The following is an 18780-nucleotide window of genomic DNA, read 5'->3' on the forward strand; positions in this document are numbered from 1 at the left end:
AAAAGAAAACCAATTCTTAAATTTAAGAATTGGTTTTCTTTTTAGGATAAAGTAGTAAGTTCTACTTTAAGCTATTGACAGTTTTTCTAATAGCAACTAGGTTTGTTAGTAATTTCTCTAAATGATCCAGGTGTAACATATTTGCACCATCACTTTTAGCATTTGCTGGGTCAAAATGAGTTTCCATAAAAATACCATCTGCTCCAGTTACAATACCTGCTCTTGCAATAGTTTCTATCATATCTGGTCTTCCACCGGTTACACCAGAAGATTGGTTTGGTTGTTGTAAAGAGTGTGTTACATCTAATACAACAGGAGCAAATTCCTTCATCGTTGGTATACCTCTGAAATCTACAATCATATCTTGGTAACCAAACATAGTACCACGATCTGTAACCATAACTTGTTGGTTGTTGCTATCTATAACCTTGGTAACTGCATGTTTCATACTTTCAGGACTCATAAACTGCCCTTTTTTAAGGTTTACAACCTTACCTGTATTAGCAGCCGCCACAACTAAATCTGTTTGTCTAACTAAAAATGCTGGTATTTGTAATATATCTACATATTCTGCTGCCATTGCTGCATCAGATACTTCATGAATATCTGTAACTGTAGGGACATGAAATGTTTCAGAAACTTTTCTTAGTATTTTAAGTGCTTTTTCATCACCAATTCCTGTAAAAGAATCTACTCTACTACGATTAGCTTTTTTAAAACTTCCTTTAAAAACATAAGGAATTTCTAACTTGTCTGTAATCGTCATTATTTTTTCAGCAATACGTAAAGCCATTTCTTCACCTTCTATAGCGCAAGGGCCAGATAGCAAGAAAAAATTGTCGCTTTTTGTGTGTTTTATTTGAGGTATAAGATCTAAGTTCATCTGTAGTATAATTTATGTTTGCAAAGATAGTAGTTTTTACTAGGAATTTAGCATTTGTAAACAAGCTCAAAATCAGTATAATAAGAAATTTTAATCTTTTGCTTTTTGCTAAAAAAAATAGAGTATCTTTGCGCGCGCATTTAGTAAGGTAAATGCATTTAAAAATCAGTTATGTCAACAACGAAGAATATTGCAATTATTGCCCACGTAGATCACGGGAAAACGACCTTGGTAGATAAGATTATGTACCACTGTCAGTTATTTAGAGAGAACCAAAATACTGGTGATCTTATATTAGATAGTAACGACTTAGAACGCGAACGCGGAATAACAATCGTTTCTAAAAATGTTTCTGTAGTATATAAAGGTACAAAGATAAACATTATAGATACTCCTGGTCACGCCGATTTTGGTGGAGAAGTAGAAAGAGTATTAAATATGGCAGATGGAGTTTTACTTTTAGTAGATGCTTTTGAAGGACCAATGCCACAAACTCGTTTTGTTTTACAAAAAGCAATTGATTTAGGTTTAAAACCTTGTGTTGTTGTTAATAAGGTTGACAAAGAAAACTGTACTCCAGAAGAAGTGCATGAAAAAGTTTTTGACTTAATGTTTGAGTTAGGAGCAGAAGAATGGCAGTTAGATTTTCCAACAGTTTACGGTTCAGCTAAGAATAACTGGATGAGTGACGACTGGAAAAACGAAACAGATAATATTGAGCCATTATTAGATATGGTTATAGAGCATATTCCAACTTTTGAACCAAAAGAAGGAAATACTCAAATGCTTATTACTTCTTTAGATTATTCTTCTTTTACAGGAAGAATTGCTATTGGTAGATTACAACGTGGTAGCTTAAAAGAAGGTCAGCAAATTTCTCTTGTAAAAAGAGACGGTAGTATTACTAAATCTAAAATAAAAGAACTTTATACTTTTGAAGGTCTTGGAAGATTAAGAGTAGAAGAAGTTGCTACTGGTGATATTTGTGCTATTGTAGGTTTAGAAGGTTTTGAAATTGGAGATACTGTTGCCGATATAGAGAACCCTGAGAAATTACAAAGTATTGCTATTGATGAGCCAACAATGAGTATGTTGTTCACAATTAACGATTCTCCTTTCTTTGGTAGAGATGGTAAATTTGTTACTTCTCGTCATATTAAAGATCGTTTAGCACGTGAGTTAGAAAAAAACTTAGCATTACGTGTTAATGATACTGATAGTGCTGATAAATTTTTAGTATTTGGACGTGGTGTATTACACTTGTCTGTACTTATAGAAACAATGCGTAGAGAAGGTTATGAACTACAAATTGGACAGCCACAAGTTATTATTAAGGAAATTGATGGTGTTAAATGTGAGCCTATAGAAGCATTAACTATAGATTTACCAGAAACTGTATCTGGTAAAGCAGTAGAGATGGTTTCTATGCGTAAAGGTGAAATGACTAGTATGGAAGCAAAAGGAGAGCGTATGATATGCGAATTCTTAATTCCTTCTCGTGGTATAATTGGTCTTAGAAACCAATTATTAACTGCAACTGCTGGTGAAGCTATTATGGCACACCGTTTCTTAGAATACCAACCAATGCGTGGAGATATTCCTCAACGTCAAAATGGTTCTTTAGTTTCTATGGAAATGGGTAAAGCTATTCCTTATTCTATTGATAAATTACAAGATAGAGGTAAGTTTTTTGTTGAGCCAGGTGAAGATATTTACGAAGGACAAGTAATTGGTGAGAATTCTAGAGGCGATGATATGTCTGTGAATATTACTAAAACTAAGAAAATGTCTAACGTACGTTCTTCAGGAGCAGATGATAAAGCTAAAATTGTACCAGCTATAAAATTCTCTTTAGAAGAAGCATTAGAATACATACAAAAAGATGAGTACGTAGAGGTAACTCCAGCGCACTTAAGATTACGTAAAATTTACTTAACTGAAAATGAACGTAAACGTAATAAAATAGCTTAATTAATTAAGTTTATACTATTTAAATCCCAAGGCGTAAGTCTTGGGATTTTTTTTATTTATTTTTGAAATGTTTTGTAGGTTAAAACGACTACTATGTATTAACACATAAATTTAGGATACAATGAGGATAACAGTAAAACTGATAAGCTTATTTGCCGTATTGAGCTTTGTAGCTTGTAAGGAAACAAGTAAAAAAGAAGCTGATAAAACTACAGTAGAGCAAACTGAAGAAGTAGGATATCAAATACCAAGTACTTGGATAGAGAAAAGAGTTACTGCGGCTAATAAAAGATTAAATGCAACAGATGCAGGTAAGGTTTTATGGAGTGCAATGGAAGCTCACGGAGGTTTAAATAAGTGGTATGCTAATGGTTTTTTATCACTTAGATTTAATTATCAGCCGTTAAATGGTAAAGGAATAAGAGACTCTTACCAAACAGTTGATACTTGGAATAACAAAGCAAGACACAATAGTATTGCAGATAAGAACGATTTTTTTGGTTGGGATGGTAATGAATCTTGGGTAAAAGCAAAAGACAGTACTTCTTTTGCATACGACACTAAATTTTGGGCATTAACGCCTATTTATTTCTCAGGTCAGCCTTTTGTTTTTGATGGTGTCGGTGTAAATCTTGAATTGTTGCCACAAATAGAGTTTAAAGGAGCTACGCAGAATGTAATCAAAGTAACGTACGACAAAGGTGTAGGTTCTGCTCCAGATGATTATTATATTATGTATGTAAATGCTAAAACAAATTTAGTAGACGCGTTTAAATACATTGTTTCTTATCCTGAGTATTTCCCTAACGGAGGCCATGCCCCAGAAAAAATTACGGTAACTCAAGGAACAACAACTGTAGATGGTATTGTATTTGCAACTGATTTTAAAACGTATTGGTCTACCGATGATAAAGACGGATTAGGGGAATATATTACTAAAATAGATGTTAGTGATATTAGTTTTTCTGATGAAGTTGAAGAGAATTTCTTTTCTAAACCAGAAGGAGCAGAGGTATTAAAATAAGGACCAAGTTAAAAAGATAAGTTAATACTATAAAAAGAGCCTTGGTCTAAATTTAGACCAAGGCTCTTTTTTATTTTAGATAAAATTAGTTATTTATTGTTGCAGAAGCGGCGCCAATAATACCAGCGTGGTTTTCTAAAACGGCAGGTAAAACTGGGGTAGTAATTTTTATGTGTTTGCTAAATTCATTAAACTCTGAAGAGATTCCGCCGCCAAGAACTATAGTGTCCGGTGCTACTAATAATTCTACGTGTTCTAAAAAAGTGTTTAGTCGTTTGCCCCATTTTTTAAAGGATAAATCTTCTCTTTGTCTAGCAGAATCTGCTGCCCACGATTCAATTTTTGTATGCTTTTTATAAGGTATTTGACCTAGCTCAAAATTAGGAATAAGCTTGCCGTCTAAATAAGCACTACTTCCTAATCCTGTACCTATAGTTATCATTATAACAAAACCTTTTAAGTCTTTACCAATACCGTAATTCATTTCTGCGTAGCAAGCTGCATCTGCATCATTTATAACTGTAAAAGGCAAACCTGTAGTTTCCGAAAAAAGCTTAGCTACATCTGTGCCTACCCATTTGTTATGCAAGTTTCCTGGAGTTTTGCAAATGCCTTTTTTAATTAAAGTGGGGAATCCACAGCCAACAGGACCGTTGTAATTAAAGTGTTTTACTATTTTATGTACCACTTTGGCCATTTCTTTAGGCTTTTTAGTGGGCGGAGTAGGTATTCTAAAACGTTCTGTAAGTTTTTCTCCCGTTTTAATGTTCACAATAGCTCCTTTTATGCCAGAGCCGCCAATGTCTATACCTAGAACTTCCATATAGTTTCTTTATAGTTAAGGCTAACAAAGAAACAAAAAAGATATTAGAGTAAAATAAAAAAGCCCTTTGACTTTGCAAAGGGCTTTTTTTACTTAATTAAATTGTAATAACTTTTTGTTTATTAGTGTTTCCCATTTTTTTGCTAATTGCAACTCTCCAGTAAGTTGCATTTTTAAATCGGAATCATATACAGTAAAAGATACTTCTGGTTCTTGTTTGTGGCGAGGTGTAAACCTTAAGTCTAATCCTTTAATTATAGACTCTTTACGGTTTTTACCGTTAATTGTTTTGCTATGTGTTGCAAGCTTGCATTTTTCTATGGCAGATAAGTTAACCGATCCTTGGTTTATTACGCCTTCTTCATTCTTGTAATAAAAAACTTGATTTTGTTTGTGATCTATCCCTATGATAAAATCAGCATTTATTTCGTAATCATTAATTGTGCAATTTTCTTTGCTTGCAATCTCTTCTAAAGATTTCAACATTTTTTTTTCTCTTTTTTTTCGACCTTTAGCGATTAATATAAAAGGTATAACGCATAAAACTACAACTATAGTTGCTATGATATCTGTTCCTAAATCCATTTTTAATTTCTTTAAAATATTGTGTGTAGTAAATTGGCAATGCGTTTGCAAAGCCTTTTGTTAAATTGTTATTTGCTGTAAAAACAGCCCTTGTGGTAACAATTTATTCTACCAGAAAAAATGGAAAGGATATAATAAACTCGACTTTTTAAGTTGAATTAAAAAGTTTAAAGATGTGTTTATGTGTTTAGAATATAAGACCTCTGTGGTTTGCGCTATAGCAATAGTAGGGGATAGGAAATTCTGAAACGGGTTTTTAAAATCAGACGGTACGTTTGTATTACTGGGAATATCTATTGTATTCTCTGTTTGTAATGTCTGAAAAAAAGAATTATTGGACTTGTTGTAAGAAAGCTGTACTTCGTTACTTGTTCCTGTATTGTCTACAGTATACGTAATAAGCGATTGTGTTACAGCTCCCATTGCTAAACAATAGAGTGCTGTAAGTAAAATGACACTTATAAGTTTTACGTTCTTTTTCACGCAGCAAAGTTACTTTATAAAATAAATAGGTAAATGTTAATTTATATTAAATGTTACTTATTTAGGCATTCTTTTACGTTATCTATGGCTTCTTGCTTATCTGCTAACACAACAAGTACATCTTTATCTAGAATAATTGTAGAACCATTTGGAGTAATGTATTGGTTGTCTCTCCTGATCATTGCAATAATGGCATGTTTAGGAAAGCCTAGATCTACTATTTTTTTATCTGCCGCATAACAGTTAGCAGAAACTGGTATCTCTTTTATTAACGCTTTAGGATTGTCTGCAAATAATAAATCTGTTGCATTTAATTTCTTTTCTTCATTTGGTAATGCTACGTTTAGCCATTTGGCCATTACAGATAGGGTAGTACCTTGTATTATTACGGAAGAAACAGAAATGAAAAAGACAATATTAAAGATCATATCTGCCTTATCTATACCGGCTAATAGCGGGTATGTAGCAAACACAATTGGTACAGCGCCACGTAAACCAACCCAAGAAATGTAGAGACGTCGTCTAAATTTCATTTTAAAAAACATAAGACTTAAAAGTACACTTACAGGACGAGCAACTAAAATTAAGAACACAGAAATAAGCATTCCTATTCCAAATATGGGAACAATTTTAGAAGGGAAAACAAGCAGGCCCAGTGTTAAGAAAAGTACAATTTGCATAAGCCAGGCTAAACCATCGTACATTTTTAAAATTGTCTTTTTGTGTATCAGGTCTTGATTTCCTAAATAAACGGCACAGATATAAATGGCTAAAAACCCATTGCCACCAACAAAATCGGTTGCAGAAAAAGTAATAAACATTAAGGCTATAACCAGTACAGGATAAAGCCCTTCAAAATCTAATTTAATCTTGTTAATTATAAATTTACTTAGCTTGCCAAAGCCAAAACCTGCAATAGCACCAAAAGCCATCTGTTGTAAAAACATAGGAATTATAGATGCTAAATCTTTATCTTGATTAATAACCAAGGTTAAAAAGGCTAATGTTAAAACGTAAGCCATAGGGTCATTACTACCACTTTCCATCTCTAAGGTTGGTCTTAGATTGTTTTTAAGAGCTAAACTTTTAGATCTTAAAATAGAAAATACAGCAGCAGCATCTGTAGAAGAAACTATAGAGCCTAGTAGCATACTCTCATAAATGGTAAAATCTGTTACAAACCACACAAATGTTCCAAGAGTAACTGCAGTTAAAAGTACGCCTATGGTAGACAGCACAAAGCCTTCTCTAAGTATGGGTTTTACAGTGTTCCAGTTGGTGTCTAGTCCTCCGGAGAAAAGAATAAAATTTAATGAAACTATGCCTATAAATTGTGCTAGTTTGGGATCGTCAAAACGAATGCCTCCAATACCATCAGAGCCAGCTAGCATCCCTATAATTAAAAATAAAAGTAATGTTGGTACGCCAAATTTATACGATGTTTTACCTACTATTATACTTATAAAAAGCAAAATAGAGCCAACTAATAGTATGTTTTCTATGGTTAAATTCATACAGTAATAAATATTATAAGCTCACAAAAATAATGGTAAATAATTTATTAAAGTGTGTAATTGTGTTAATGTATTACAATCAAATGTAGAAAAATGAACTAGCTTTTTTTAAGCTTTCTTTTTTTCTGTTTTTTTATAAATCCATTCCGCTAAAAAACAAAAAATAATAATGCTTAAAGATATAATTACTCCTGTAAGATTAGAAGTGTATTGCTGCTGTAATAAAGTTACGGTAGCAATTAAGCATAAAATAAAACCAACTAGCGGTATGCTTTTCTTAGATCCAGTTTCTTTGGCGCGTCTATAGCCAGCTAAATTTACAATCCCAAAAATGAGTAAAAAACCAACACTACCAGCTGTAGATATACTTTCTAAGTCTAAGATGTTAACCAAGACTAATGTTGCAATAGCTGTAATTAATAAGCCTATAGGTTGATTCCATAATTGTGATAAAAAGTTATGTGGAAGCTCATCATCTTGAGCAATTTCAAAATTAACACGACTACCGCCATATAATGATGCATTAATAGCGGAAAAAGTAGAAATTAAAGCAGCTACAGTAATAATTGAAAATCCAATTTTACCAAGCATTGGTTCTGCTGCTTCTGCTAAAACATAGTCTTGAGCAGTTGCTATTTTAGAAAAGGGTAGGGAGCCAACAGTAACAAAAGCAATAATAATATAGAGTAAAATTACAAAGATTACAGAGTAGTAATAAGCCTTAGGTATGTTTTTTTCTGGATTTATAATGTCAGGGGCAGCATTGGCGATGAGCTCAAACCCCTCATAGGCAACAAAAATAACCATACCACCGGCAAATAGCTTAATAGGACTTTCCCATTGCGATACAGCAAGTTGAGATAGATTAGGATTGCCAATTAAACCATAAGCACCAATAAAAATAAAAGAAATAAGAATAACCAGCTTAATAATTACAGCATACGACTCTATTTTGCCTACAACGGTAATACTGTAGTAATTTATGACTGTTGCTAGTATTATGATGCTGCTAGCATAAATATGAAAATCTAAGGTTTTGTATGTTGTAATCTCTAATAAATTTGGAGCATAAGAACCAAAGGCGCTAGCATAGAGAGATAGCATTATTATATAGCTAATCCATAATAAGTTATTTATGGCTCCGCTAAAAATAGAGACCCCAAAGCCTTTATTTATAAACTTTACTGTTCCGCCTCTGTCTGGGTAGGTTTTAGAAAGTTTTACGTAGCTGTAAGATGTTATTAGGGCTAAAATGCCGGCAAATAGAAAAGCTATAGGAGTACCGCCTTTTGCGAGAGAAACTGCCAGGCCTAGTACTGCAAAGATTCCACCACCAACCATACCTCCAATACCAATAGATATGGCATCTAGTAATTTTATTTTAGAATCTTGGTTTGCCATTTATGTGTGTTTGGAATAGCAAACATACAGATAAAAAGGCCATATTAACAAGTTGTTTTACTCACTTTTTAAAAGTTTCCACCACTTTTTTTTCTTTTGAACCAGATCTACTCTTGCATCTAAAAAATCAAAATATTTTTTATCTTCTTGCATAAAAAGAGGTTTTCCTTTTATGGCAAAAGCTCTGTTTAATTCGCATTCTGCACGGTGTTTATTACCTATTTCTAATTGGCATTGCCCTAATCTTAAATGTATAAAAGGATTGCCAATTGCATCTGGGCATTGCATAGCATCAGACAAAGTATCTACTCCCGCTTTATAATCCTTGTTTACAAAGTTTATGTCGCCAATAGACGCTAGTAACCAAGTACTCGTTTCCCAATTTGTTTTAGGTTCTGGCACTAAATCATAAGCAGACCAGTATTTTTGCAAAGCATTTGAATATTCTTCTTTCTCTAAGAGTAAATCTGCAGTCTTAGATAATTGTAAAATCTGCATATAAATTTGCTCGTCCAATTCTTTCATTTGGTTTTTTGAAGCAAAATTTACAGCCTTTTTTAATGATATAAGTGGTTTATTTTTAAAGCATTAATAACTTAATGTTTAGTTAACTTTTTACAGTTTTAAGGTTAACTTTTTGTAACTTATTTTAAGTTATTAATCATTTTTTTAAAGTGTGGATAATAGATACGTCCCCACATTGGGTTTTTATCAAATTGGTGTACTTCTTTAGTATCTGGATTAAAAATTACAGGAATTGTAAATCCAGCCCATTTTTTACCACTCTTTAATTTTTCACAATACTCTTTTGCGTCTTCATCTACATTATTAGAAATTAATATAGATACAACACCAATCGCAGATTGCAATCCTCTTGGCCAACCAGTATACTTCTTTTTTGTAAAATTAAAAGAGGCAGCTAAATGTTGATCTAATACAGCTGGGGTAATTTTTTCATTTTTAAAATCTGTAACAACAACAAATGTATTAAGTTGTGTTGCCATCCAACTTAGTTTAAATTTTTTCTCGTAGCCAATAACACTTCTTTTGTTTAGTATGTTATCGTCTGAGTGGTAAATCCCTTGTGTGTTTAATTTTTGTTTGATAGTGTCCGTATTCATCTTTAGAGCGTTTAGTTGTGTTTTAAATTATACTCCAAAAATAATGGAGTTATAAAATACTATATACCCTGTTTTCCGTGAAATACCTGTACTTCAGTTTTTTAAGTTATAAATTTTAATTTTTCACAAAGGACTATGCTTAGGCGCATTTTTTTATTAGTGCGAAACTGCTTTTAAGCCAACAACAGAGCCAATAAGTGTGATGATAAAAAAAACTCTCCAGAAATTAGTTGGGTCTTTAAATACAAATATGCCTACCAAAACAGTACCTACAGCACCAATACCTGTCCATACAGCATAACCAGTGCCAATAGGGATGGTTTGCATTGCCTTTATAAGTAGAACAAAGCTAATAGTGGAACATATAAAAAAACCACTGTACCATAAATACATATCTGTACCAGTTGCCTCTTTAGCTTTTCCTAGACAAAAGGCAAAAGCAACTTCAAATAGTCCTGCGACCACTAACATAATCCAATTCATTGTAAAATTTTTTACAAAGGTCTAGTATAGAAACTGAACTAAATTTTACAAATGATAAAAAAATAAATTATTTAATGGCTGCTCTAATTCTACTTAAACTTACTTGTGTTATACCTAAGTATGATGCTATGTGGCCAAGTTGAACTCTTCTAATTAGGTCGCCATTATTTTCTAGTAGATCTTGGTAGCGTTCTGTGGCTGTTCTAAACTGTCTAGATATAAGGCGTTCTTCTGTTTTAATAAGCTCTTGTTCTGCAAATTTACGACCCCAATTGGCAATGTGTATATCCGTTAAAAAAAGCTGTTTTAGTGTATTGGTTTTAAGCTTGTATAAAACGCAATCTTCAAGCAATTCAATATGCTCATAGCCTTTTTTGTTTTCAATATAACTGCGCATAGATATTATGGCTTCAGACTCTTTGCCAAACCAAAAAGTGACTTCTGTAGTATCATAGTCAGAATAAGCCCTAACAATTCCGCTTTTAATAAAGTAAATATTAGGCTCTACAGTAGTATCTTTTATTATTATGTGCATTTTAGGATATGATACCTCTACCACATTGTCTTTAATTTTAATTAAAGATGCTAGTGGTAGTGTGTAGACTTTGTTAAGTATGGTATCTATTGTCATTCTCTAAAACTAATATACTAAAAAGATAAATAATGTAAGTTTTATTTTAAAATTGTAACTGGCTTTTTATTTTGGTCAATTGCAACAAAAGTAAATTCGCCAGACACTGCTTTTTCTCTATAGTTAGAGTACATTTCTTCTATATAAATATCTACAGCAACTTTTAAGCTAGTATTACCAACATGCGTAACGTAACCAGATAGTTCTACAATTGTACCAGCCGGAATGGGCATTTTAAAATCTATTTTATCACTGCTAACAGTTACCATTTGTTGTCGGCTAAATCTTGTAGCACAAATAAAAGCAGTCTCATCCATAAGTTGCATAGCTGTACCACCAAAAAGAGTATCGTAATGGTTCGTCGTATTAGGAAAAACAGCTTTAAAAATTGTTGTTACAGATTTTTCAATTCTTTCTTCTAAAGTCATAAGTGTAGATTTATTTAGGTAAAAATATGTGGTAAAAATACTACTTAAAAATGATTGTAAATAGAAAAGTAAATAAGAGTTTATTCCTGGGTAAAAATAGCTGTTATTATAAATAACTCAGAAGGTGTAACTACATCTTTTATTCGGTTGGCAAAGTAAGGGGAGACAATGTTTTCTCTGTGTAAATCCCATAGATCTGTGTGGCTACCACATTTTGGTTCTTTTTCTCTGTTGTCATTGTAGCTTATGCATAACTCAATTAATAATTTAAAAAATAAGTTTATAGATGGAGTTAGTGGTATAAAATTACCCTCTATGTCTGTACTATAAATAGGGGTATGTTCTTGGTTTGTGTCCGCCCATATTTTTCTGCTCGATGTATTAAAAGAATGTCCAATAACAACTTTACCGTTTTTCCAAGGATTGTGTTTGTGAGACATCGCGGTTCCTTTACCATAGATGTTTAGTTTGGGAAATAAACTAGAGTAGGTGTTAATGTGTAGGTGAGGTAAAATTAAAAGTGTATTGTAGTTGGTGTACAGGTAACTTAACTCTGGTGAAAGTACATGTTCTTTAACAGCTGTTATTGGCGCTGTGTTTTCTCGGTTTAGAAAGTCGTTTTTGCTACCAAATTTGGTAGTTCGTAATATATTTTGAAAATCTTTTAAAGTGTTACTAAATTCTTAAATACTATTTTTCATACTTTATTTTCCTAACGAAATACTAATGTAGTTGTTTTTTGAGCCTAATCCTTATTCATTTTATAATCGCTTGTATCTAATTTATAACTGTATTTTAATAGAACCTGACATAGTTGCTGATTTAAGTTGCTCTTTTTTTTACGTATTATAAAATATGCTGTTTTACTACTTACAAAGGGCTGTAGCAGTTTTTTGTTGTTTTTAGTTTGATAATAAACAGGTTTGAGCTCTTTTGTGTCAGGTTTTTAGTCCTTTGGCTTGGTTTTGGCAGAAAAGTAAGTCTAAGTTTAAAATAAAATATAGACTGCGTAAAAATTATGCAAAGGATATTTTAAAAATTGAAAATTACAATATGAGTATAGTTAAGGAAAACAACACGGTTAAAGTAAATTACACAGGAAAGTTATCTGACGGGCAAGTTTTTGATAGTTCTGAAGGAAAAGAACCGTTAGAGTTTACTTTAGGGCAAGGACAATTAATACCTGGATTTGAAAAAGGGTTAATTGATATGAAAGTAAATGAGAAAAAGACAATTACAATTGCCAAAGAAGAAGCTTATGGTGAGGTTAATGAGGCTTTAATACAAGAAGTGAAAAAGGCAGAACTTCCTCAAGATATGGAGCCTAAAGTTGGTATGGGATTAGTTTCTCAGTCTCCTGACGGAAAAGAAATGAATTTACTTGTAGTAGAGGTTAAAGAGGAGAGCATTGTTGTAGATGCAAACCACCCTTTAGCAGGTAAAGACCTTATTTTTGATCTTGAAGTAGTAGAGATTAAATAAGCATCTCTTTTTATAAAATAAAAACCCGATAAACTTTAATAGCGTTTATCGGGTTTTTTGGTTCGTTGTAATTGATGTTTTTAAATGAGTATTCGTTTCATTTTTTTTTCATCAAATTACTTGTCAATTGTTTATTGTGAATAAGGACCAGAACAGTTCTTATAAATATAAAAGATAAAGCTAAGCTTGTGTATGAAAGTGAAGAATCCTTAAATTCTATAAAAACACAAAATGTGAATAAAACACAAAACGCTATACTTAGTATAATAGATAGTAACCCTAGAGGTTTAAGTTTGTTAATATATGTTTTGTGCTTCTCTGTAAATCTGTTATTGTTAATTGATATAAAAATATTATTGTAACCATAAAGTGGAGGCGAGTTAAAAATGGTGACATATTCATACTCAATGTTTACTGTTTCTCCTTTTTTTGGAATTGTAATCATATCTGGAGTAATTAAAGTAATTCTCTTCCCGTCTACCTCAGATGAGTACTCCATATCTCTGGCATTTGTTCCTTTTAAAAGTATTTTCCATTGTCCTTTTTCAGAATTTATGAGATAGGTTGGTTTTACCTTAGAGTCAATGATGGTTATCCAAATAGCTAAAGTATAGAATGCTAATCCGATATCAAAAACTAGAAGTAATACACCCAGAAAAAAGTTCTCACAAAAGGATAGGTATGTAAGATACCAGAAAATTATATTTAATAAAATAGCGAAAATAAAAGATTCTATATGTAAAATACGGATGGTTCTTGCGCATTTTTCAATAATAGATTGTTCAATTTTATTAGGAAATCTAGTGCTTTTATTCATTCTTGGCGGTCTTCATTTTTTTATAGCCAGTGTAAGCAAGTAATGCGCCATTTACAATACATATAATACCAATAATTTTTTGTTGTAGTGTAAGTAAAGCAATACCGCCTATTACACCGCAAATACCAAATGTTGCTAGCTGTTTGCCTTTATGATGCTGTTTGTTATCCATTTTTAATGTGTTTATGCTACTCGTATTTGTCTGGTTCTATATGTATTAAAACATATTCTAGGTTCCGAATTTTCTCCATAAGATAATCTTTTAATTTATGAGATATATCGTGACCTTCTTTTACTGTAATTTTTCCGTCTACAATGGCGTGTAAATCGATATGAAATTTCATACCGGCTTTACGAATAAAACATTTTTCAGTTCCTAAAACACCATCAACCTCTAAAGCTTTATTTCTAATATCCAGTAATAAATCGTCATAGAGCTGTTCGTCCATTACCTCGCTTAAAGCAGGTCTTAAAATTAAGTAACTATTGTATAGTATAAAACCAGAGGCAAGTAGAGCAGCCCAATCATCCGCAGTCTCATATCCTTTACCACAAATTACAGCAATAGAAATACCAATAAATGCCATTACAGATGTTATAGCATCGCTTCTGTGGTGCCAAGCTTCTGCTTTTAAAGATGTGCTTTGTATTTCTTTACTTTTTTTTAGAACAATGCGGTATAGTGCTTCTTTCCAAATAATAATAACACCTAAAACTAGAAGTGTCCAAGCTTTTGGTACTTTGTGTGGTGTTTGTATATTTTGTATGCTCTCGTATGCAATAACTGTTGCCGAGGTAACTAAAAAGGCAACAACTAAAAATGTAATTAGTGGTTCTATTTTTCCATGACCGTATGGGTGATTTTCATCTGCTGGTCGTTTTGCATATTTAAAGCCAAGCAATACCAATAGCGAAGAAAAAATATCGGTGGTAGATTCTATTGCATCGGCAATTAATGCATATGAGTTGCCAAAAAAACCGGCAAGTCCTTTTATTATAGCCAAACAGATGTTGCCAAAGATGCTAAAATAAGTAGTTTTTATGGCTGTGTCCTCAATATTCATAGTATTCTGCAATGCCTAACTAGGTTTGTTTTATACCGTAAAGGTAAATATTTTGGTCTGCTTACCAGTGTTTGCCTACAGCAGAATTACTGTTAAATTATTAGTTACTTTGTACTATAAAGCCATAATAATTGTTATTAATTTTTTAGTAAAAAATAGCTTTTATTTAAAGATTTTAGTATTCGTTAAACTGCGCGTTGTACAACTTCAAAAACCTTATTGTCATCGCATTTTAAAGTTTTAGAAGGGTATTTTAAAATTAAAGCATAGTCATGCGTAGCCATTAAAATTGTACGGCCAGTTTTGTTTATGTCTTGCAACACTTTCATGACCTCTACGCTAGTTTGTGGGTCTAAATTCCCTGTGGGTTCATCTGCTAAAATAAGTTCAGGATCGTTAAGTAGTGCGCGTGCAATTGCTACACGTTGTTGTTCTCCGCCAGAAAGCTCATGCGGAAACTTAAATCCTTTAGTTTTCATACCAACCTTATCTAAAACTTCTTCAATTTTAGAATCCATTTTAGTGCGGTCTTTCCAGCCAGTAGCTTTTAAAACAAATAGTAAATTATTATTTATTGTACGGTCTGGAAGTAGTTTAAAATCTTGAAAAACCACACCTAGTTTACGTCGTAAAAAAGGAATGTCTTTTTCCTGCATTGTTTTTAAATTTACATCAACAATATTGCCTGTACCTTCTCTAAGCGCTAAGTCGCCATAAAGAGTTTTCATAAAACTACTTTTTCCGCTTCCTGTTTTTCCAATTAGGTATACAAACTCGCCCTTTTTTATTTCTAAGGAAATGTTGTTTAGGACAAGGCTTTCTTTTTGGTATACAGCTACGTCTTTAAGTTCTAAAATGATGTCTTGCATAAATTTTGATGTAAATAAATTTACTGGTATTATTGTTGATATAAAAGTAATAAGTTTAAGGGTAAAAGTAACGTGCTTTGGTAAAAAATATTTTTCTTAGTGCTAGATATACTTTTAGCCCTTTTTAACGTTATATAATTTAACTAAAGGTATCTCACTATAATGCCTAAGTCTATATGAAAATGAAAAAAATAGCAATACTCCTATGTTTTATGGGAATGTCTATCTATGGATATGCCCAAAAAACAGAAATTTACACTCACGAGAATAAAGATTATGTAAAGGCACTGTCTTTATACAACGACAAACAATACCAAGCATCGCAGGCTGTTTTTAAAGAAGTAGCCAAAAGTACCAACGATTATGAGACTAAAGCAAATAGCAATTATTACATTGCTACTGCCGCGATACGTCTTAATCAACTTGGTGCAGATAAGCTTATGGAGCAATTTGTTACAGATTATCCAACCTCTACCAAGCGAAATACAGCATATTTAGATGTGGCAGATTATTACTTTGAAACAGGTAAATATCCGCACGCATTAAAGTGGTATTCTAAAGTAGACCAATCATCAATGTCTAGAAAGGATAAAGAACGATTTGAGTTTAATAATGGGTACGCACTTTTTTCATCTAAAAAATACAAAGATGCAGAGCGTTATTTAAGTCGTGTTACAAACTCGGCTACTTATGGGTCTCAGGCAAAGTATTATTTAGGGTACATTTCTTATGAGCAAAACAATTATGAGGAAGCAAATGAACGTTTTGATCAGATTACAGATCAAGATGAGTTAAAAGAAAAATTATCATACTACCAAGCAGATATGAACTTTAAGCTTGGTAATTTTGAAAAGGCAATAGCTCTAGCTAAAGAGCAATTGCCAAAGGCAGACAGGAATGAAGTATCAGAATTAAATAAAATTATTGGCGAGAGTTACTTCAATCTAAAACAATACAACAATGCTATTCCTTATTTAACGGAATATAAAGGTAAGCGCGGTAAGTGGAATAATACAGATTACTATTTACTAGGTTACAGTTACTACAAGCAGGGAGATTATGCTAACGGTATAGATCAGTTTAATAATATTATTGGTGCAGATAATAGTGTAGCGCAAAATGCATACTATCATTTGGCAGAATGTTACCTAAAGTTAGATAAAAAACAAGAAGCTTTAAATGCATTTAAAAATGCAGCTCAGATGGATTATTCTGAGGGAATTAAAAAAGATGCTTATCTAAACTATGCAAGATTAAGCTATGAGATTGGTAATGCATACGAGAGTGTACCATCTGTGCTTACAAATTACTTAGAGATGTATCCAGATACAGAGCATACCAAAGAAATTCAAGAACTTTTGGTAGATTCTTATATAACATCTAAAAATTACAAAGGTGCTTTAGAATTGTTAGAGAAGAATAAGAACTATGCAAGTAAAGCAACGTACCAAAAAGTAGCTTTTTATAGAGGTGTAGAGTTGTTTTTAGAGCAAGATTACGAGAAGGCTTTATCTATTTTTAATTTGTCTTTAGACAATGCTGAAGATCCTAAGTTTAAAGCTAGAGCACATTTTTGGAAAGCGGAGTCTGAATATTTATTAAATAAATTTTCAGAAGCTTTAGTTTCTTTTGTCGCTTTTCAACAGAATCCAATGTCTGTTTCTACAGACGAAAATAAGGAGCTAGATTATAATTTAGCATATACTTACTTTAAGTTGAATGATTACGTAAATGCAACATCATACTATAAAAAATACACGGATAGTAAACCAGAGGACGAGGCTAAGTTAAATGATGCTTACCTGCGTTTAGGAGATTGTTATTTTGTAACTAGTAAGTACTGGCCAGCAATAGAAACATATAACATTGCTTTAAAAAATAGAGGCGGACAAAAAGATTATGCAGCGTACCAAAGGGCATTAAGTTATGGTTTTGTTGGTAAGAGTGATACTAAAATAGAGGAGTTAAAAAGCTTTGTTACCAAATACAACAACTCTACATTAGAAGATGATGCTTTATATGAGCTTGGTAATACGTACATTAAATTAGGAAAAGAAGAGTTGGGCTTACAGGCGTATAACAAACTAATTCAAGAATATAAAGGTAGTAGCTTAGTGCCAAGAGCATTACTACGTGAAGGGTTGGTACATTACAACGCAAGTAGAAATGAGCAGGCTTTGGCTAAGTTTAAAACTGTAGTGCGCGACCATTCTAAAACACAAGAAGCTATACAAGCTGTAGCAACTGCTAAATTGGTATATGTAGATTTAGGTAGGGTAGACGAGTATGCTAATTGGGTTAGGGATTTAGATTTTGTAGAGGTTACAGATTCTGAATTAGACAATGCAACGTACGACTCCGCTGAAAAACAGTTTATAGAAAATAAAACAGATGCAGCAATACGAGGTTATGAAAATTATATAAAAGACTTTCCTAATGGCGCTCATATTTTAGATGCCAATTTTAAATTGGCGCAGTTGTACTTTGGTAAGGGGCAAAAAAATCAAGCTTTACCACATTATAAGTATGTTGCAGATCAAGGAGCAGCAGAATTTACAGAACAAGCAATTGCACGTGTGTGCGAAATTTATATAGGTAAAGACAATTACACTAGCGCATTTCCGTATTTGGAAAAACTAGAGCAAACAGCAAACATTAAACAAAATGTAACTTTTGCACAGTCTAACTTAATGAAAGGCTATTACAACCAAAAGAACTATAGTAAAACTATTGCTTACGCAGAGAAAGTGTTAGCTACAGAGAGTATAGATAACCGTATTAAGAGTGATGCGCATATTATGATAGCACGCTCTGCAATAAAAACAAATAACGAGTCAAGAGCTAAAGAAGCTTACGCTACAGTACAAAAAATAGCAACAGGAGAAAGAGGAGCAGAGGCTTGGTACTATAATGCATACTTTAAGCATAAAGAACAAGATTTTGAAGGATCTTCTGCAGCGGTACAAACGTTAGTGAAAGATTTTTCTGGATATAAAGAATGGGCAGGAAAAGGCTTGTTGTTAATGGCTAAGAATTACGATGCATTGGGAGATGCATACCAAGCAAATTACATTTTAGAAAATATTATTAAAAACTTTGGCAGTTACCCAGATATAGTAGCGGAGGCAAAAGCAGAGCAACGTGTTGTTAAGCAAAAAGAATCTCGTAGCAACTCATCTATAAACCCTGACGGTAATTAAA

20 protein-coding genes are annotated in these 18780 nt (G+C 32.6%); 4 read left to right on the top strand and 16 right to left on the bottom strand.

Translation table 11 applies throughout. The features are described 5' to 3' along the window. Positions 1-61: 61 nt before the first annotated feature. Positions 62-883, bottom strand: a complete 822-nt coding sequence (kdsA, locus tag M4I21_RS05335) for a 3-deoxy-8-phosphooctulonate synthase (RefSeq protein ID WP_249558087.1) — start codon at positions 881-883, stop codon at positions 62-64. 171 nt (positions 884-1054) lie between these two features. On the opposite strand from kdsA, the gene typA reads away from it, so the two are divergent. Then, entirely contained in the window at positions 1055-2854 is a 1800-nt protein-coding gene (gene typA, locus M4I21_RS05340; RefSeq protein WP_249558088.1) for a translational GTPase TypA, read from the top strand. Positions 2855-2975: 121 nt separating this feature from the next. After that, a complete protein-coding gene (locus M4I21_RS05345; RefSeq protein WP_249558089.1) occupies positions 2976-3878 on the top strand; it encodes a hypothetical protein in 903 nt (300 codons plus the stop codon). A gap of 85 nt (positions 3879-3963) precedes the next feature. On the opposite strand, the gene ppgK is transcribed toward M4I21_RS05345, so the two are convergent. The 11 genes from ppgK to M4I21_RS05400 form a co-directional block, all read right to left on the bottom strand. Continuing rightward, positions 3964-4701, bottom strand: coding sequence for a polyphosphate--glucose phosphotransferase (ppgK, locus tag M4I21_RS05350; protein ID WP_249558090.1), 738 nt, complete (start codon positions 4699-4701; stop codon positions 3964-3966). A 93-nt stretch (positions 4702-4794) separates the two neighbouring features. Further along, positions 4795-5286, bottom strand: a complete 492-nt coding sequence (locus tag M4I21_RS05355) for a hypothetical protein (RefSeq protein WP_249558091.1) — start codon at positions 5284-5286, stop codon at positions 4795-4797. Between the two features lie 108 nt (positions 5287-5394). Beyond that, positions 5395-5769, bottom strand: a complete 375-nt coding sequence (locus M4I21_RS05360; RefSeq protein ID WP_249558092.1) for a hypothetical protein — start codon at positions 5767-5769, stop codon at positions 5395-5397. A 53-nt stretch (positions 5770-5822) separates the two neighbouring features. Then, positions 5823-7283 (bottom strand): potassium/proton antiporter, encoded by a 1461-nt coding sequence (locus M4I21_RS05365; RefSeq protein ID WP_249558093.1) that lies wholly within the window; start codon positions 7281-7283, stop codon positions 5823-5825. A 108-nt stretch (positions 7284-7391) separates the two neighbouring features. After that, positions 7392-8684, bottom strand: coding sequence for an APC family permease (locus M4I21_RS05370; RefSeq protein WP_249558094.1), 1293 nt, complete (start codon positions 8682-8684; stop codon positions 7392-7394). Between the two features lie 57 nt (positions 8685-8741). Then, positions 8742-9209 carry a hypothetical protein gene (locus tag M4I21_RS05375; protein ID WP_249558095.1) on the bottom strand — a complete coding sequence of 156 codons (468 nt, stop codon included), beginning with the start codon at positions 9207-9209 and terminating at the stop codon, positions 8742-8744. Positions 9210-9328: 119 nt separating this feature from the next. Further along, on the bottom strand, positions 9329-9805 hold the full coding sequence (locus M4I21_RS05380) for a hypothetical protein (protein WP_249558096.1): 477 nt from the start codon (positions 9803-9805) through the stop codon (positions 9329-9331). 156 nt (positions 9806-9961) lie between these two features. Continuing rightward, positions 9962-10288, bottom strand: coding sequence for a DMT family transporter (locus tag M4I21_RS05385; protein WP_249558097.1), 327 nt, complete (start codon positions 10286-10288; stop codon positions 9962-9964). A 67-nt stretch (positions 10289-10355) separates the two neighbouring features. Continuing rightward, positions 10356-10919: a Crp/Fnr family transcriptional regulator gene (locus M4I21_RS05390; protein ID WP_249558098.1), complete on the bottom strand. Its 564-nt coding sequence runs from the start codon at positions 10917-10919 to the stop codon at positions 10356-10358. A 41-nt stretch (positions 10920-10960) separates the two neighbouring features. Then, positions 10961-11347, bottom strand: a complete 387-nt coding sequence (locus tag M4I21_RS05395; protein ID WP_249558099.1) for an acyl-CoA thioesterase — start codon at positions 11345-11347, stop codon at positions 10961-10963. A gap of 80 nt (positions 11348-11427) precedes the next feature. Then, a complete protein-coding gene (locus tag M4I21_RS05400; protein ID WP_249558100.1) occupies positions 11428-11787 on the bottom strand; it encodes a hypothetical protein in 360 nt (119 codons plus the stop codon). Positions 11788-12400: 613 nt separating this feature from the next. On the opposite strand from M4I21_RS05400, the gene M4I21_RS05405 reads away from it, so the two are divergent. Then, entirely contained in the window at positions 12401-12829 is a 429-nt protein-coding gene (locus M4I21_RS05405; RefSeq protein WP_249558101.1) for an FKBP-type peptidyl-prolyl cis-trans isomerase, read from the top strand. 97 nt (positions 12830-12926) lie between these two features. On the opposite strand, the gene M4I21_RS05410 is transcribed toward M4I21_RS05405, so the two are convergent. The 4 genes from M4I21_RS05410 to M4I21_RS05425 form a co-directional block, all read right to left on the bottom strand. Then, positions 12927-13646, bottom strand: coding sequence for a hypothetical protein (locus M4I21_RS05410; protein ID WP_249558102.1), 720 nt, complete (start codon positions 13644-13646; stop codon positions 12927-12929). Then, entirely contained in the window at positions 13639-13818 is a 180-nt protein-coding gene (locus M4I21_RS05415) for a hypothetical protein (protein WP_249558103.1), read from the bottom strand. The genes M4I21_RS05410 and M4I21_RS05415 overlap by 8 nt, the downstream gene beginning before the upstream one ends. A 16-nt stretch (positions 13819-13834) precedes the next feature. After that, entirely contained in the window at positions 13835-14710 is an 876-nt protein-coding gene (locus tag M4I21_RS05420) for a cation diffusion facilitator family transporter (RefSeq protein WP_249558104.1), read from the bottom strand. A gap of 185 nt (positions 14711-14895) precedes the next feature. After that, positions 14896-15579: a cell division ATP-binding protein FtsE gene (locus M4I21_RS05425; protein WP_249558105.1), complete on the bottom strand. Its 684-nt coding sequence runs from the start codon at positions 15577-15579 to the stop codon at positions 14896-14898. Positions 15580-15755: 176 nt separating this feature from the next. Here M4I21_RS05425 and M4I21_RS05430 point away from each other — a divergent pair, with 176 nt between their 5' ends. Then, positions 15756-18779 carry a tetratricopeptide repeat protein gene (locus M4I21_RS05430; protein WP_249558106.1) on the top strand — a complete coding sequence of 1008 codons (3024 nt, stop codon included), beginning with the start codon at positions 15756-15758 and terminating at the stop codon, positions 18777-18779. Position 18780 lies beyond the last annotated feature (1 nt).

Source organism: Cellulophaga sp. 20_2_10 (assembly GCF_023476645.1).
Classification (GTDB): domain Bacteria; phylum Bacteroidota; class Bacteroidia; order Flavobacteriales; family Flavobacteriaceae; genus Cellulophaga.